The organism is Legionella worsleiensis (assembly GCF_001467535.1).
GTDB lineage: Bacteria > Pseudomonadota > Gammaproteobacteria > Legionellales > Legionellaceae > Legionella > Legionella worsleiensis.
Genome location: NZ_LNZC01000012.1, coordinates 88,818 through 104,390, shown reverse-complemented (window position 1 = coordinate 104,390; position 15,573 = coordinate 88,818). Strand labels below are relative to the sequence as shown.

Sequence of the window (15,573 nt, the reverse complement as noted above, 5' to 3'; positions counted from 1 at the left end):
TGCGCAGGATCCATGCGATCTTAGTGCAGGCAAAGATCTGGATTCTGCGCATAAAGCGCAGAACGTAGGCGTCTTGTTCTTAGATACTACGTTTAGATGTGTTTGCCCTGCCTCTGTACATGACAAAAAAACCGGTCATGCCCGCACAGGCGGGCTACCATTTCTGGTTTGGCGCTAAAATAAATTAAGCTAACTCACCAAAATACAAGAAGGTTTGTGTGGGGATACCTTGTTTACCTGGCTGTTTTAAGATTAATTGACGGGTGGTTGCTCGTCTGCACGGACATGACCGATTTTTTTGTCAAGCCTGCAAACGCTCATGCCGCTGGACTGGCTGCCTCGACAACCGGTTTTTCTATGTAATCCATTAACCTATCAGGATCTATCTGGTTTAGGCTAATCCACTCGGCCAAACTTCCTGCTAACGCATCTTTGATGTATTCTTCGTTATTTCGGGTATCAACCCGAACGACCAGACTATTGGACGCTTTTAACCTTGAAAAAAATTCCCTGCAATCATGGATAATCGTGCTGTGTTCGGGTAAAAACTTGATGTACAGTGCGACCAATTGCTTTTTAGTCAAACCTTCCATTAATAAATTCTTTTTCCATTGATCGTAAGTTCTTAAAATCTGTTTGTTATCTGCTTGAATCAACCCCACTATTTCGGCAAGCGTTTCGCTACTGAATTCTTCTGATGCCGCAGGCGCTGGAGGCTTTATGGCCAATTGACCTACATAAGCATAATCCGCCTCATTTTTAACTCGGGGAAAATAATTTTCGCCATTAAGCTGTAACTCCAATTCCGCTTTAAACATCCCCGTAGAATTACAGGAAAATAATGTTCTCTGCCTTAACTCTTTACCATTTTCTATAACAGAAAGAACTATGGAGATCCCTAATGCGTGCGATAAAGCGCCAAGAACGCTTGGAGGGAACACAGTTCCAGCCTGACGCAACACAGCTTTGGACTCATTCGCATCCATACCAGCAAAGATCTCCCTATATTCCAAAGGGTGAGCATACACTTCATCAACAGCCATTTGCTGAAATACATAGGCGAGACATTCCACCACCTCGGATTTACGCGCACTGTTGATTAACATTGTCATACGATCCGCAGGGGTAAGATAAGCCTGATTTGAAATGAATTTGGGGTAATAGGTGTAAAACCGTTCTAATATTTTCTTTAACGATTGATCACTGGCACGGCTACAATGTTTAAAGTAATCGATGTATGCTACGGCCAAAGCTTGAAACTGCTTTCCACCGGTATTGATGAATACGTCTTTTGATAAAGTCTGCGTTCTATCGTGTGTTGCAGGAGCCCTATCAAAAAACTGTTTCCGGCCATGGTATTCTCCTACCCCTGATATATAGTTCCATTTTAATGAATCAATATTAAGGAAATATTAACCCGCTTTTTACTTTCTACTGTAATTTTAAATACTATAGCGAATGAATTATAGGCGCCATGCATAATAAAGCAACCACTACAGGCTTATTTTCATTGTACGGCACGAAAAATATGTATACAGTATTCTTCTAAAACAGATGGACCTAAAAGGAGGACGCATGGAACAATATCACGATGAGGATATAGTCCGCATTAAAGAACTGTTGCGTCATACGGGTGAATTTATCGCTTATTTTGAACTTGCTGAAACTAAAATGCTGGAGTGGCGAGAAGAAATAGAACAACAAAATGCCCAATTACAACGCTCAGCCCAAAAAATATGCAATGAACTGGCGACGATTAGCGAATTAATCGCACCAGCAGGAGTTGAACAATTTCGGATGACGGCTGAAAAAGCACTGGCTCAAGGAGCAGCCAATTTGCATGCCCTGGAACAAAAAGGCAGCCAGATAGTGCACGATTTTCAACGGCATCAGGAGCATCTCAATACGTTAACGGAGCATTGTATTCATAAAATTGAACAGCAATCGGCTAAAATAACCCAAACCCTTGCCGCTCATCTGGCGCGATACGATGTTCACCAATTTCATAGAATTGCCAGTGAAAGCTGTGATCATATTGAGCGAGTAGCTCATGATGCTGTGAATAAAAGCAACAAATTACTCAATATGTTTCAATTAAGGCTAGGGCTTTTTGCCGTATTTACGACCTTGTTAACGGCCTTTGTTATTACCTTGTATCTTAGCGATGAACTCCCCTGGGAAATGCATCACCAGGCAATGAATGAAAGAGAGGCGGGCAAAGTCTTGTTGCAGGCATGGCCTAAGCTAACTCAAGAAGAGAAAGAGAAAATCCTGCAGGAAGACAGGTTTAGACATGGTTGATGAAGGCATTACGCTCATAAGTGCCTTGGCTGGTTTACTGTTTTTTTTAATGATAGTCCTGATGTTATGGCATTTTTTTCGATTACAGGTAAAACGCAGAAAAATTCGATTATGGCAGCGCACTTTGAACGTGACAAAACACGCCTGTGCTTTTAATGCGTTATTTGCTGCAGTAGATGGCTACTCACTGTCTCGTCTAGCACGACTAAATCAAAATATTGATGCTATTGAATATACTTACGGTGAAATTGAATTTATCCCTTTTTTAGCGCTCTTATCCCTGGTCAACCCTAAATCCGACACGGTATTCTATGATTTAGGGTGTGGTGTTGGCAAAGCCGTTTTCGCTTGCGCTATGGTATATCCTGTACGCAAAAGTGTTGGAATAGAAATACTCCCGGAACTTTATGCCAGTGCGTGTGCTCAAATCCAAAAATTAGCCTCGCATCCTGATTATAAAACTATTGCTCAGCAAATAGCGATCATCAAAGGCGATATAATCGATATCGATTTAAGTGAGGCGACGCTGATATTTATCAATTCCACAACGTTTATTGGAACAATCTGGGAAGAGATTAGCGTCAAACTCAGTCAGTTACCGCAACTTGAAACAGTAATGACTACCAGCAAAGCCCTAAAAAATCCTGATTTTATGGTAAAAAACAGTATCCAATTGCAAATGAGCTGGGGGGTGGTTCCGGTATTTATTCATGTTCGTAAACTTATTTAAACTAACTGTTATGAAAACATTGAATAATTTTTTACCCAGTCTATACTTATAAAACAAGTGAATAGTGTCAGCGCCTGATGTGTCTTGGTTGCAGACGTAAGATCACGCGACAAAACGAGGTGGGTATGATTAAATCGGAACTCATTGAACACATCGCTGCTCGAATGACGCATCTTTCTGAAAAGCAAGTAGCTGATGGAATAAATAAAATTCTGGAATTAATGAGCGAAGCGCTGATTAAGGGACAAAGAATAGAAATAAGAGGTTTTGGCAGTTTCTCACTGCACTACAGACCGCCTCGCAATGCCCATAATCCCAAGACGGGAGAAAAAGTAGTAACGGAAGCAAAACACAGTCCTCATTTTAAACCCGGTAAAGAACTGCGTGAGCGAGTTGATGCATCTCGATCAACCTGTCCCTTACTCAAAGAAGATTAGCATTGTTGTAAGACTAAAGACGCCTACCTGTAGCATACGGATAGGCGCCTCGATAACGTTTTGATTTTTACAGAATGCTCTGCGAATTGTCCATCGCACTTCAAGATGCTGGTGTCTTTTACAATACGCTATAAAGAGCTTTTTCCCTCGATGAACGACTCTAGGTTCTTGGTAACGTCACACCGGTTTGTCCCTGATATTTCCCACCGCGATCACGATAAGATACAGCACACACTTCACTTGCTTCTAAAAACAGCATTTGCGCCACCCCTTCATTCGCATAAATTTTAGCAGGCAAGGTTGTGGTATTTGAAAACTCCAGAGTAACATGTCCTTCCCACTCGGGCTCTAAAGGAGTGACGTTGACGATAATGCCGCAGCGAGCATAAGTTGATTTACCTAAACAAATAGTTAATACATTTCTGGGAATACGAAAGTATTCAACCGTTCTTGCTAAAGCGAAGGAGTTAGGCGGAATGATGCAAACATCCGATGTTACATCGACAAAACTGTTTTCATCAAAAGCTTTAGGATCGACAATTGCAGAATTGATGTTAGTAAATATCTTAAACTCATTAGAGCAACGAACATCGTACCCATAACTTGATACACCGTAAGAAATAATACGCCCGCTCTCGTTTTCTCTTACTTGTCCTGATTGAAATGGAGCGATCATTCCATGCTCACGAGCCATTTTCTCAATCCATTTATCTGACTTAATTGACACAGTTAAACCTCATCGCTAATAAAAAATAGAGTTCTATCACAAAAACTGTTCAAACGAAAGTTTGTACTGGCAAAAGCGATTGTTTTCAGCATTTGATATGGAGCAAATTAAATACATGACATTGATGCACCAGGCAGGAAAACCAAATAATTGCTATGTAAATCGACTTATCATTGTTCGCTGAGTTCTGCATCGCATCCTATCATGCGGCTTTTTGCCACATGATAGGATGGATTTTTCAATGCCCACTTTTAGAAATAAACTCCGATTTGCGCAGAAACCGTATCAGCAGTACGTCCGGTTCCCAAAGTAGGAAGATTGACTAAACCAGTAGGAGCCGCACCATTAGCAAATTGAGTAGCGCCATAGTCTATATCATGACGGTATTCCAGACTTTCAACGGTATCCTTCCATATAGAGATATTGAACACACCGACAAAGCGCTGTTCCGGTAAATTTAATGCCAAAGCATCTTTTGACCATTGATATCCAACACCTATTGACGAAGGCCTGTTAAATGCCCTAAAAGTCATACCCAATTCAAACTGCGCAGCCTGTGGCCTGGCTCCCCGGCCATTAAAGCTCAAATCCTGGGTTCTAAACGATTCGGTTGCACCCACCCATTCTGCGGCAAAATTATATCGGTCATATCCTATATTACCGTGAACATCCATAGCCTGAGTTTTGCGCACGGCTTCGTTTCCGTTAGTTATGGAGCCAAAACCGCCAAAGGTAGTACCCACAACGGAGCCCGTGCTTTGCATTCCTGCAGCATCTGCTATAGAACTGATGTAACTGGCTCCGACTTCCCCGTTAAGATCGTTATGCTCAAATATGTATCCTAAATTGAGCCCACCAACACCTGATTTACCCAGGATGGTATCACTTCTGTAGGCATAAACCGCTGCAAAGGGACCAGTATCTTGCTGAGATTTGTAACCCAAAATAAATGGCCTGGTTTTAGTACGGGCAACGCTCATGGTTAAAGGTGAGCTGATCATTGAACTGGAATAACGACCAAAAGGAACATAAAGTTGTCCTGCGGTAAAATACCAGGGTGTTTTATCGAGATTACCGATATTGACAAAGCCCATATTCAAGTTAAATGCAGAGTTATTGATTCGTGGGCCAACCGCAGGAGGGCTCTCATCGTAAGCGATGGCAATATAGGCTTCTACATTTTGGTTTAAGGCAGCAGCAACATCCAGTTCACTTGAACCCAGAGTCAAATCTCCATTGGTATTACTGCGAAAAGGATCGTTCATAACGGCTACGGGTTCAGATTTTCCACTCAAAGAAATAATAGGCATCTGAGGAACAGGATAACCTATACTTTGATACGCCCTATAAAGACGACGACGTTGTTGCATTAATCGAATATCCCGGTTAATACTCGAAATATTCACGATATAATCTGAACCATCGAATGCAGGTCTGTCTCCTAAATACGGCGAACTGACAACAGGAGTACCAGCAATATAGGTTACTACCCGATTCTCTGCCACAAGAGCAGTAGGATAGAAACCTATAGATTCAGGATGCGCCTCTGGAGTATGAACGGTCACGTGCGAAGAATAATAATTAGAATTTTTTTTCTTGTCCTGATTCTTTACTGGTGCAGCCAGAGGCTTATTCTTTTGTGCATGCGAGCTGGCTTTAGCGTGCTCATGAGCATCTCGTTGCGACACCAGTTGTTTTTGTAAACGCTCAAGCTTTACTTGTAACTCGTTAGCCTGGTGCTGTAAACGCTGAATATCACGTTGCAATTGCTGATCATTCTCCGCATATAAAGAGGGGGATATACAGGCCAAAGCCAATAGGGTTGTCTTAAACTTCATGCGGGGTACTCCTGTTTATTATTTTTACATCAATGCCGATTAGGCGAGCGATTATATCTTGCCATTTTCTCTATGGCTAGAATTAAATTCGGATCTTTCTTCGATTAAAATAAACAGGGTGTTTTTTTTGTATGCTGACTTTTGCAGCACAAAAAACCAGTAAGTTGGTAATTAACGCTATAACCAGGGATTGGGACAAATGACGAATATAAACACGTGGTGTTTTTATAAGGATATTGCTGTTTTGTGATTTATACTCTTCAGTAGTTGTGAAACGAAAATATGTAACTCCCCGCATCATGCCCAGCGCAGCGAGGGATCTCCCTGCAGTAGCACTGCTCTCTAACATAACTAACGAGATAAATCGTCCCACTCAGGATTTAATGAATTAATCAGCTCCTGCTTCTTTTTTCGAGTGTTTTTTACACTATTTTAGTTTGTGCCACTCCAGGGAGATCCCTCGCTGCGCTCAGGATGACGTGGGGAATTACGAAAATATTATTTAAGAAAGTGCTCATGGGATGAGTTAGTATGTTTTTAAAATTTAAAGCCCACATGACATGGGCTTATAGATGAATACTCAAATGTATTATGCATTTCCTAAGTATTTCACGCCAAAGTATGGGCCACTCAGAGCATAGTCTGAACTTACAATACGGTTTGTAGTATACCCGTCAATACCAAGGCTTTGTAATGCATTGAAATAGTTTACCAGTTGATATCCGCCTTCAAGATTCAATTGTCCCTGAGCCAAAGCATGGACATAATTTACACCAAGTTTTACTTCCATACTGGGAACAATGGCTTTTTTGCTGCCATAACGATCCGCTAATACGATACCTACAGGTTTACCTGTAAATTCATTATCAAGGCGGGTTGTTCCGTAAAGAATGGAGCCAGCAGCATTGGCAGTAAGGCTAAATGAACTGGTCAGATCGTATGAATAATCAATACCCGCTACAGGACCAACTCCATTAAAATCCGATTTATCATACTGATAAATTGCCGTAACACCTGAACTCACCAGTTGTACGGGTGATTGGGAATAACTGGCTATGGCCTGACTGTCCACGCTCGCATACTGCAAGCCACCATAGAACCGTATGTGTTTCACCAAACCGAAATCGGTATGTTCACCCACAACCAGATTAACCTGATTAAAATAAGTGGTATTTTGTAAACTGTAGGAAGAAGACAATGGGGGTAATAGAGGTGAAAACGGAATTAAACCAACAAAACCATCAGGATTTGAATTGTTTGTATAATGAATCCAGGTCATTGTGACATCATTACCTGTATTGAAATGGTAAGATCCAGCCAACCTATATCCCCAATCCCATTCATTAGTTGCTTCGCGGTAACCATTAAAGGGTAATACATCATGTTGATATGCTTTATCAGCGTCGTGTATTTGTCTTAGATACAGAGCTTGTACCCCTACATCCCACAATTTTGCTTCACAAGGAACAGTAACATGGCCAGGCGCACACGTTGGCCCCATTGTACCTGCACCTGCAACTCCGCTAAGCGCTAATACAAAAACAGCTAAAGTTGTCTTTTTTAACATAAATACTCCCTTACCTAAAAAAAAAGCCCATCAATTTAATGATGGGCTCTATAATACTTCTTAAATTAATAAGATATTATACGTTACCAACATACTTCAAACCAATGTATGGGCCAGAAGCTGAGAAATCAGTTTCGAAACCACCGTTTACATTGTTTGTGTTGTGCATAGCATTGAAGTAATTGAACCACATGTAACCTACATCAAGAGTCAAATCACCTTGTGCCATAGCGTAGGTGTAATCAGCGCCTAACTTGGCTTCAACTTCTGGAACGATTGCTCTCTTAGAACCGTAACCAGGGTTAAATCCGTCGTAGAAGTCACTGGTACCAACTAAAATTGCAGTAGCTCCTTTAGCGTAAATACCAAATCCGTTACCAAATACATAATTCATATCCAGACCAGCACGTGGACCGAATCCATTATATGTGGAATTAGCATTGTTCAGGAAAGCACCGCCGGTGTAACGGTTGTGATCCATTTGGATTCGTGCATATTGAACGCCACCGTGGAAACGCATTTTCTTGTTAGCGCTGAAATCAACGAATTGACCCATCTCAGCATTAACAGCATCCCATTTGATGTTGTGACGGTATGTGTCACCACCAAAGTACAGACCGTCGTTATCAGTATCTAAATGATACCAGTTCACGTTGAGGTCGTTTCCAGTGTTGAAATGGTATGAACCTTCTAACTTGAAGCCCCAATCCCAATCGTTATTCAATTCTTCGAAGTGATTCCAACCGTTTACTTGAACAGTTTCACGGTAACCCCATGAAGCGTCGTAAACAGGTTGTAAATACAGAGCGGTAATTCCGAAATCCCATGCGGTTCTTTCGCAAGGAACTGTAACATTACCTGGGGTGCAAACTGGACCCATAGTGCCAGCAAATACTGCGCTGCTACCTAAAGCAAGAACAGCTACCGCTGTTGTTTTTAAATTTAACATGCTTATCTCCACTTTTTTATTATTAATTTCCGTTCGTTACCAATTTAAATTTAATCAGCAACAGTACGCATTCTTCGCTCTAATCGAGAGCGTACCTAGATAAATTATCCAGCTGGACTTAAGTAAAGTCAACAGTATTGCTGAAATTTCTTAAAAAGCTAACAAATTACACATTACCAACATACTTCAACCCAATATAAGGGCCAGAAGCTGAGAAATCACTTTCAAAACCAACTTGTGTAAAACCAACTGGGGAAGCTGAGTTATGTATGGCATTGAAGTAATTGAACCACATGTAACCGACATCAAGAGTTAAATCGCCTTGGGCCATAGCGTAGGTGTAATCAGCGCCTAACTTGGCTTCAAATTCAGGGACGATTGCATTCTTGGAACCGTAACCAAGATTAGTTCCATCATAGAAGTCGCTGGTACCAACCAGTATTGCTACAGCGCCTTTAGCGTAGATGCCAAAACCATTGCCAAATACATAGTTCATATCAAGACCAGTACGTGGTCCAAAACCGCTGAACTTGGAATTAACATTGTCAAGAAACGCACTGCTTGTATAACGGTTGTGATCCATTTGGATTCTGGAGTATTGAACACCGCCATGGAAACGCATTTTTTTATTAGCACTGAAATCAACAAATTGACCCATTTCAGCGTTAATAGCATCCCACTTGATGTTGTGGCGATAAGTATTAGTCAGGTTGGAATAAACACCAGTGCTGTCAGTATCCAAATGATACCAATTTACATTGATGTCATTTCCTGTGTTGAAATGGTAAGAGCCTTCCAGTTTGAAGCCCCAATCCCAATCATGATTTAGTTCTTGATAATAAGAATAACCATTAACCGGTGGAACAATTTCACTGTATCCCCAGCTTGCATCATAAACTGGTTGCAAATAAAGGGCGCTAATTCCTACATCCCAAGCGGTTCTCTCGCAAGGAACAGTAACGTTACCCGGGGTACAAACTGGCCCCATAGTACCTGCGAACACTGCACTGCTACCTAAAGCAAGAACAGCTACTGCTGTTTTTTTCAAACTTAACATGCCTTGTCTCCACTAAATTATTATTGAGTTTCCAATTTATTGATAACCCACCTTTTAGAGTTGTCAATAGCACGCGTTCGTCATACAGGTTCGAAGCATGCAACGATATGAGTATCTGCACTGATTTTAAAGATGTCAAGGATTTCGTCGAAAAAAATGAATAATTTCATGGGGATAGCGTTTTTTTGGTCACGCATGGTAATTTTTGGACAGCAGCGATCTTCGCAAATCCAGTTAAAAGAACTTACTTAAACTCGTGAAATTTTGTCTTGGTTTTTTTTATTTGTTTCTTTAGGACGGCAAGTTTACTGAAATTCATCCATTGGAACTAAGCCCCAATGGATAAATTCTTAATACAAGAAGCTACAACTTAAACAATACCTACATATTTAAGCCCAACATAAGGACCTGATAATACAAAATCAGTTTCAAATCGGCCAGTTACTGAAGCAATAGTGTTGTGGAATAAATTTAAATAATCGTTCCACATGTAACCCGCATCCAGAGTAAGGCTACCCTGAGCCATCGAATAGGTATACGCAGCACCTAACTTGGCTTCCATTTCAGTGACCATAGCGTTCTTGGAACCATAACTTAACAACAGCCCATCATAAAACTTGCTTGTTCCAATCAATAACGCTGTGGCACCTTTTGCGTACACGCCAAAACCATTGGCAAATACATAATTCAGATCAATACCAGTACGCGGCCCAAATCCGCTATATTGTGAATCAGCATGGGAAAAAATCACATTACTTCTGAAGCTGTTAAGACCCGCTTTGGCGAATGCGTATTGAACGCCCCCGTGAAATCGTATTTTTTTATTCAGACTAAAGTCCACAAACTGTCCCATCTCGGCATTAACTACATTCCACTTCATTTGGAATTTATAGGTATTGGCGCTTTGGCCATAAGAACCCGTTGCTTCGGGTTGAAAATACATCCAGTTGACCGACAAATCATTTCCGGTGTTAAAATGATAGGAACCGTCCAGTCTGAAGCCCCAATCATAACCATGATCCCAGGCGTCACGACGCCGAAATCCCGCCAAATCCACGATGTCACGGTACCCCGCATCAGCATCTTCAATAGGCTCTAAGTATAATGCGCTAATACCGATATCCCATGCGATCGTTTCACAAGGAACAGTGACCGATCCTGGAGTACAAACAGGCCCCATAGTTCCGGCAAACCCTGTTCCATTAGCTAAAACAAGCGCAGCTATTGTTGTTCTTTTTAAAACCATAATACTTCTCTCCATAGACTGTTTTATTCGTTATTCAAAAAAATACGGGTTAATACCAACTAAAACGGCAAATCCCAAATAGATATGATGTACTGACGACAGTATCTAAACTGACAGTAAAGAAGTCAAGATAAAACTCAAATTAATTGATTATTATCAATAAGATAGCATATTATGCTCGGCCGGATTATTTTTTTATCAAATTGATAACAACACGACGGTTAGCAGCTCGACCTTCATCGGTATCATTGCGCGCAACGGGTTTTAATGCACCTAACCAGGTTACCGATAATTTGCGCTTGGGTACTCCAAGCCATATTAAATAGTTTTTCACCGCCTCAGCCCTGTATTGAGAAATAGCATTGTTATATCCTTTTCGACCGCTTTCATCCGCATAACCGACCACACGAATGAAATCAATTTGCGAGTCTGCTGCAACATATTGAGCTATTCGACGGAGCTGTGTTTTATCTTCATCAGTGAGCATGGTATCGTCAATACCGTAATGAAATACCGTTTCCTCGACGTCTTTATAGGAAAAAGGCAACAATCCACCAAGACATTTTTGATATTTAGCATAAACTTTTTGAAATTTAACCGGCGATAAAGACACGGTAACGCTAAACCCCTCCTCTGATAAGTAATTGAAATTAGCCTGATACCCTTGTGATAAAAAAATTAATAATTTTAATGCCTGTTCACGTGCGAGATAAATGCCAAATTCTCCGGGTTTTATAAAAGAACGGCCTACCACGTAAGTTTGGGGTGAAAAGGGTTTCCACACGGGTGGTTTTGCTACCACAAGCGCACGCAGGGGTTTTTGAACCTCATCCCATTTACGCAAAATAAAATGAGGTGGTTTCGTTGCGTATTGTTCGAAATATCCTATGCCATAATTTGGAATAGGTAATGACAATCCGCAACGCAGCGGACTACCGGTCATTTTCCATTGTTCGTCACCCATTGGACTTGCGTACTCTATATGTGGCGCAGCAAAGGCAGAAGAAATACACAACACTCCGCTTGCAATCCCTGTCACCAGCCATTTGCTTGAAATGTAATCAAGTGCCATTTTTTGCTCATCCAAAGAACTGAATTCATGATATCCTTGAGTATCGGCAATGATGCAGGAATCTTTATTATGCGTTCTCTTATTATTAACCGTCCTGATGACTGGCATGTTCACCTCAGAGATGAAGACCAGTTGCGGCATACTGTTCCAGCAACAGCCCAACATTTTGCGCGCGCATTGGTTATGCCCAATCTAAAGCCAGCACTGACTCACTTGTCTTTAATCAAAAGTTATAGAGAAAGGATAATCTCAGCCATACCCAAGGGTCATTCTTTTGAACCCTATATGACCTTTTATCTCAATGAATCCGTGTCAGCTGATGAACTGACCACAGCAGCGTCAGATCCCTTTATTCTGGGTGCTAAATTATACCCGGCAGGGGCAACAACTAATTCTGAGGCAGGAGCCAAATCATTACATGCGCTTTATCCATTATTTGAGGTAATGCAAAGTAATAATCTGGTCTTACAAATCCACGGCGAGGTCACTCATAGTGATATCTATGAGCGAGAATCGTTGTTCATTACAGAGTATTTAAAACCCATAGTAGCCAATTTTCCTGGTTTAAAAATTGTGTTGGAACATATCTCCACGCAAGCTGCGGTAGATTTTATTCGTGTAGCGCCAAAAAATGTTGCGGCGACAATTACGCCTCATCATCTTTTGTATAACCGTAATCACTTGCTCGCCGGTGGGCTAAGACCTCATTATTACTGTTTGCCTGTTTTGAAACATGAGAATGACCAAAAGGCATTACATCTTGCAGTCAGTAGTGGATCACCTAAATTTTTTGCAGGCACAGACAGTGCGCCACACCCCATTGCGGCCAAAGAAAATTCCTGCGGTTGTGCCGGAATTTACTCCGCTCCATTTGCGGTAGCCCTCTACGCTCAGGTATTTGACGAACTTCATCAGCTGGACAAACTAAATCCGTTTTTAAGCGTGTATGGCGCTGAGTTTTACCAATTACCTTTAAACAAACAGCAAATAGAACTGCGAGACATCCCGCAAAACATTCCCGAAATAATGCCTCTTGGACAAAACGAAGTGGTACCCATTGCTGCGGGACAAACGCTACCCTGGAGTGTTTATGACCAAGAGTAATACCGTTTTAAGTTTGAATATGAAAGAACGATTTCGTGGTTTTTTACCTGTTGTTGTTGACGTGGAAACAGCCGGTCTGGTCCCGCATAAAAATGCTCTTTTAGAGGTATGTGTTGTTTTGGTTGAAATGGATGCAGAGGGTCAGCTAAAACGTGGTGATAGTTTTTTTGAACACATACTTCCTTTTTCTGGAGCGGAGCTGGATCAAAAATCATTAGAGTTTAACCAGATAGATCCTTTTCAACCATTGCGTTTTGCCGTAGATGAGAAAGAAGCTCTGGAGCGATTATTTCAGCCCATTTTCGCAGCGTTAAAGAAAACTCGCTGCCAAAGAGCGGTCCTCGTAGGGCATAATGCCTGGTTTGATTTGCTGTTTTTAAAGGAAGCAATTAACAGAACCGGCGTGAAATCACCATTCCACGCATTTACCTGCTTTGATACCGCAACTCTGGGCGGGTTAATCTATGGACAAACAGTATTAGCAAAGGCGGCACATGCAGCAGGAATTCATTTTGATCCCAATGAGGCGCATTCTGCGATTTACGATGCGGAAAGAACAGCAGATTTATTTTGTGTTATGACCAATAAATGGCGAAAACTGACTCTGTTGTAACCAGACTGTGACGAGTTGGGAATGAGTTTTATCACAAGTGAAAAAACTCATTCCCCGAATTTTTTATAAAGAATCAGAATGTTGAGCTAAATATGCGGCAACACCTTGAGGAGAAGCTTTCATTCCTGCATCACCTTTTTTCCAACCAGCGGGACATACTTCACCATGTTCTTCAAAAAATTGTACCGCATCCACAGTACGAATAATTTCGTCAATGTTACGACCAATAGGTAAATCATTAACAATTTGCGAACGTACTGTTCCATTAGTGTCAATAATGAAAGCGCCACGGAATGCAACACCAGCAACAGGATGTTCAACTCCGTAAGACTGACAGATGCTATGAGTCATATCAGCAGCCATGGTATAACGCACTGGACCTATACCACCATCTTTAACTGAAGTATTACGGTACGCATTATGGGTAAAGTGAGAGTCAATAGAAACAGCAATCACCTCAACGTTTCTGCTTTTGAACTCGTCGATACGATGATCCAGGGCGATCAGCTCAGAGGGGCAAACAAAAGTAAAATCCAGTGGATAGAAAAATACAACGCCGTATTTTCCTTTAATGTGTTCATGTAAATTAAACTTATCAACAATTTCACCAGTTCCCAATACTGCAGCGACAGTAAAGTCTGGTGCTTTGCGTCCGACTAATACACTCATTCTATGATCTCCATTGCAAACGTGAAGTTTATCTTCACGCTATTATTTTCATTATGCAGCAATCGCATCACGTAACATGGGCTCTAGTTCACCTTGCGCAAACATATCAGCAATAATGTCAGAACCACCAATTAATTCACCTTTCACATAAAGTTGTGGGAAAGTAGGCCAATCCGATACCTGAGGCAAAACCTGACGAATATCTGGATTAGCGAGAATATCAACATAGGCAAAATCAACACCACACGCCTCAATGCACTGAACTGCACGCGCAGAAAACCCACACTGGGGCATCTTGGGTGTTCCTTTCATGTAAAGCACAATTGCATTTTCGGCAATTTGCTTTTTAATTTTATCTAAAGTATCCACTTATGCACCTTTTATAAAAATTAATCCTGATAATTATGGCGAAAACCTGACAAGGCCGCAACTAATCATTTGTTTTTACAGCATGATGCAGTAAATTTTTCCGATTCACTACTGGATAAACTATCAGAACACAGCGATTTGGTTCTGACAAAATAAATCAAACTGAGCTTTTAGTATACACTATTTTGGCTATAATATTAATACATTATGCACGAAGACATTTTAAAACCAGCCTCAAGTCATCGATTTTTGCAAGCACATTGAATATCGCCTCCATCCTGCTACACTAAGTGCTTTAAGAATTGGAGACTGTTATGACTTTTACCTTGCCACAATTACCTTATGCCCTGGACGCTTTGGCGCCGCATATATCCAAAGAAACATTAGAATACCATTATGGCAAACATCATAATGCCTATGTGAACAACTTAAACAAACTTATTGCTGGAACTGAATTTGAATCCAGGAGTCTTGAAGACATTATTATGCACGCTAAAGGCGGGATTTTTAATAACGCCGCTCAGGTGTGGAACCATACATTCTACTGGCATAGTCTTAGCCCTAATGGCGGCGGAGAACCTACTGGCAAATTGGCAGAAGCAATTATCAAACATTTTGGTTCTTTTGCAGCATTCAAAGAACAATTCACCCAGACAGCCGCAACAACTTTTGGCTCGGGTTGGGCATGGCTTGTTCAAGACAGCGCAGGCGATCTGAAGATTATCAGTACCAGCAATGCCGGCACACCCATGACTGAAGGATTTAACGCATTATTAACATGCGATGTCTGGGAACATGCCTATTACATTGACTACCGTAATCTGCGACCAGATTATATTAATGCCTTCTGGTCACTGGTCAACTGGGATTTTGTCAGTAACAACATGAAGTAAT

16 protein-coding genes are annotated in these 15,573 nt (G+C 41.2%); 6 read left to right on the top strand and 10 right to left on the bottom strand.

The window, feature by feature from the left end:
• Positions 1-317 precede the first annotated feature (317 nt).
• Complete coding sequence (locus Lwor_RS13950) at positions 318-1,250, bottom strand: hypothetical protein (protein WP_175042909.1); 933 nt, start codon at positions 1,248-1,250, stop codon at positions 318-320.
• 325 nt (positions 1,251-1,575) lie between these two features.
• On the opposite strand from Lwor_RS13950, the gene Lwor_RS06300 reads away from it, so the two are divergent.
• From Lwor_RS06300 to Lwor_RS06290, 3 genes are all read left to right on the top strand, one after another.
• Positions 1,576-2,301: a hypothetical protein gene (locus tag Lwor_RS06300; RefSeq protein ID WP_058493054.1), complete on the top strand. Its 726-nt coding sequence runs from the start codon at positions 1,576-1,578 to the stop codon at positions 2,299-2,301.
• Positions 2,294-3,031, top strand: a complete 738-nt coding sequence (locus Lwor_RS06295) for a class I SAM-dependent methyltransferase (RefSeq protein WP_058493053.1) — start codon at positions 2,294-2,296, stop codon at positions 3,029-3,031. The genes Lwor_RS06300 and Lwor_RS06295 overlap by 8 nt, the downstream gene beginning before the upstream one ends.
• Positions 3,032-3,156: 125 nt before the next feature.
• The gene (locus tag Lwor_RS06290) at positions 3,157-3,468 is read left to right on the top strand and encodes an integration host factor subunit beta (RefSeq protein ID WP_058493052.1); all 312 of its coding nucleotides are present in this window, start codon (positions 3,157-3,159) and stop codon (positions 3,466-3,468) included.
• Positions 3,469-3,628: 160 nt separating this feature from the next.
• On the opposite strand, the gene dcd is transcribed toward Lwor_RS06290, so the two are convergent.
• The 7 genes from dcd to Lwor_RS06250 all read right to left on the bottom strand — a co-directional run bounded on the left by dcd (position 3,629) and on the right by Lwor_RS06250 (position 12,032).
• Positions 3,629-4,195 (bottom strand): dCTP deaminase, encoded by a 567-nt coding sequence (dcd, locus tag Lwor_RS06285; protein ID WP_058493051.1) that lies wholly within the window; start codon positions 4,193-4,195, stop codon positions 3,629-3,631.
• 251 nt (positions 4,196-4,446) lie between these two features.
• Complete coding sequence (locus Lwor_RS06280; protein ID WP_058493050.1) at positions 4,447-6,033, bottom strand: LbtU family siderophore porin; 1,587 nt, start codon at positions 6,031-6,033, stop codon at positions 4,447-4,449.
• A gap of 589 nt (positions 6,034-6,622) precedes the next feature.
• Positions 6,623-7,600, bottom strand: coding sequence for an Lpg1974 family pore-forming outer membrane protein (locus Lwor_RS06270; protein ID WP_058493048.1), 978 nt, complete (start codon positions 7,598-7,600; stop codon positions 6,623-6,625).
• Between the two features lie 76 nt (positions 7,601-7,676).
• Positions 7,677-8,549: an Lpg1974 family pore-forming outer membrane protein gene (locus Lwor_RS06265; protein ID WP_058493047.1), complete on the bottom strand. Its 873-nt coding sequence runs from the start codon at positions 8,547-8,549 to the stop codon at positions 7,677-7,679.
• 166 nt (positions 8,550-8,715) lie between these two features.
• Positions 8,716-9,606 (bottom strand): Lpg1974 family pore-forming outer membrane protein, encoded by an 891-nt coding sequence (locus Lwor_RS06260; RefSeq protein WP_058493046.1) that lies wholly within the window; start codon positions 9,604-9,606, stop codon positions 8,716-8,718.
• Positions 9,607-9,976: 370 nt separating this feature from the next.
• On the bottom strand, positions 9,977-10,855 hold the full coding sequence (locus Lwor_RS06255) for an Lpg1974 family pore-forming outer membrane protein (RefSeq protein WP_115091124.1): 879 nt from the start codon (positions 10,853-10,855) through the stop codon (positions 9,977-9,979).
• A 184-nt stretch (positions 10,856-11,039) separates the two neighbouring features.
• Positions 11,040-12,032, bottom strand: a complete 993-nt coding sequence (locus Lwor_RS06250; RefSeq protein ID WP_238584631.1) for a flagellar protein MotY — start codon at positions 12,030-12,032, stop codon at positions 11,040-11,042.
• Here Lwor_RS06250 and pyrC point away from each other — a divergent pair.
• Positions 11,994-13,028 (top strand): dihydroorotase, encoded by a 1,035-nt coding sequence (gene pyrC / locus Lwor_RS06245; RefSeq protein ID WP_058493365.1) that lies wholly within the window; start codon positions 11,994-11,996, stop codon positions 13,026-13,028. The two genes, Lwor_RS06250 and pyrC, sit on opposite strands and share 39 nt — an antisense overlap.
• Complete coding sequence (gene rnt, locus Lwor_RS06240; protein WP_058493043.1) at positions 13,015-13,641, top strand: ribonuclease T; 627 nt, start codon at positions 13,015-13,017, stop codon at positions 13,639-13,641. Before pyrC ends, rnt begins: the two co-directional genes overlap by 14 nt.
• Positions 13,642-13,704: 63 nt before the next feature.
• Here the strand turns inward: rnt and Lwor_RS06235 are convergent, their stop codons facing one another.
• Complete coding sequence (locus tag Lwor_RS06235) at positions 13,705-14,310, bottom strand: peroxiredoxin (protein WP_058493042.1); 606 nt, start codon at positions 14,308-14,310, stop codon at positions 13,705-13,707.
• Positions 14,311-14,361: 51 nt separating this feature from the next.
• Positions 14,362-14,679: a Grx4 family monothiol glutaredoxin gene (grxD, locus tag Lwor_RS06230; RefSeq protein ID WP_058493041.1), complete on the bottom strand. Its 318-nt coding sequence runs from the start codon at positions 14,677-14,679 to the stop codon at positions 14,362-14,364.
• A 314-nt stretch (positions 14,680-14,993) separates the two neighbouring features.
• On the opposite strand from grxD, the gene sodB reads away from it, so the two are divergent.
• A complete protein-coding gene (gene sodB, locus Lwor_RS06225; protein WP_058493040.1) occupies positions 14,994-15,572 on the top strand; it encodes a superoxide dismutase [Fe] in 579 nt (192 codons plus the stop codon).
• The last annotated feature ends 1 nt before the right edge of the window (position 15,573 follow it).

Bases quoted from the DNA above. Each gene is read 5' to 3' on its own strand.
- Lwor_RS06280 (WP_058493050.1), bottom strand. From the start codon at position 6,033: ATGAAGTTTAAGACAACCCTATTGGCTTTGGCCTGTATATCCCCCTCT.
- Lwor_RS06250 (WP_238584631.1), bottom strand. From the start codon at position 12,032: ATGCCAGTCATCAGGACGGTTAATAATAAGAGAACGCATAATAAAGAT.
- Lwor_RS06295 (WP_058493053.1), top strand. From the start codon at position 2,294: ATGGTTGATGAAGGCATTACGCTCATAAGTGCCTTGGCTGGTTTACTG.
- pyrC (WP_058493365.1), top strand. From the start codon at position 11,994: ATGCGTTCTCTTATTATTAACCGTCCTGATGACTGGCATGTTCACCTC.
- Lwor_RS06265 (WP_058493047.1), bottom strand. From the start codon at position 8,549: ATGTTAAATTTAAAAACAACAGCGGTAGCTGTTCTTGCTTTAGGTAGC.
- Lwor_RS06300 (WP_058493054.1), top strand. From the start codon at position 1,576: ATGGAACAATATCACGATGAGGATATAGTCCGCATTAAAGAACTGTTG.
- Lwor_RS06290 (WP_058493052.1), top strand. From the start codon at position 3,157: ATGATTAAATCGGAACTCATTGAACACATCGCTGCTCGAATGACGCAT.
- Lwor_RS06270 (WP_058493048.1), bottom strand. From the start codon at position 7,600: ATGTTAAAAAAGACAACTTTAGCTGTTTTTGTATTAGCGCTTAGCGGA.
- Lwor_RS06235 (WP_058493042.1), bottom strand. From the start codon at position 14,310: ATGAGTGTATTAGTCGGACGCAAAGCACCAGACTTTACTGTCGCTGCA.
- Lwor_RS06260 (WP_058493046.1), bottom strand. From the start codon at position 9,606: ATGTTAAGTTTGAAAAAAACAGCAGTAGCTGTTCTTGCTTTAGGTAGC.
- sodB (WP_058493040.1), top strand. From the start codon at position 14,994: ATGACTTTTACCTTGCCACAATTACCTTATGCCCTGGACGCTTTGGCG.
- rnt (WP_058493043.1), top strand. From the start codon at position 13,015: ATGACCAAGAGTAATACCGTTTTAAGTTTGAATATGAAAGAACGATTT.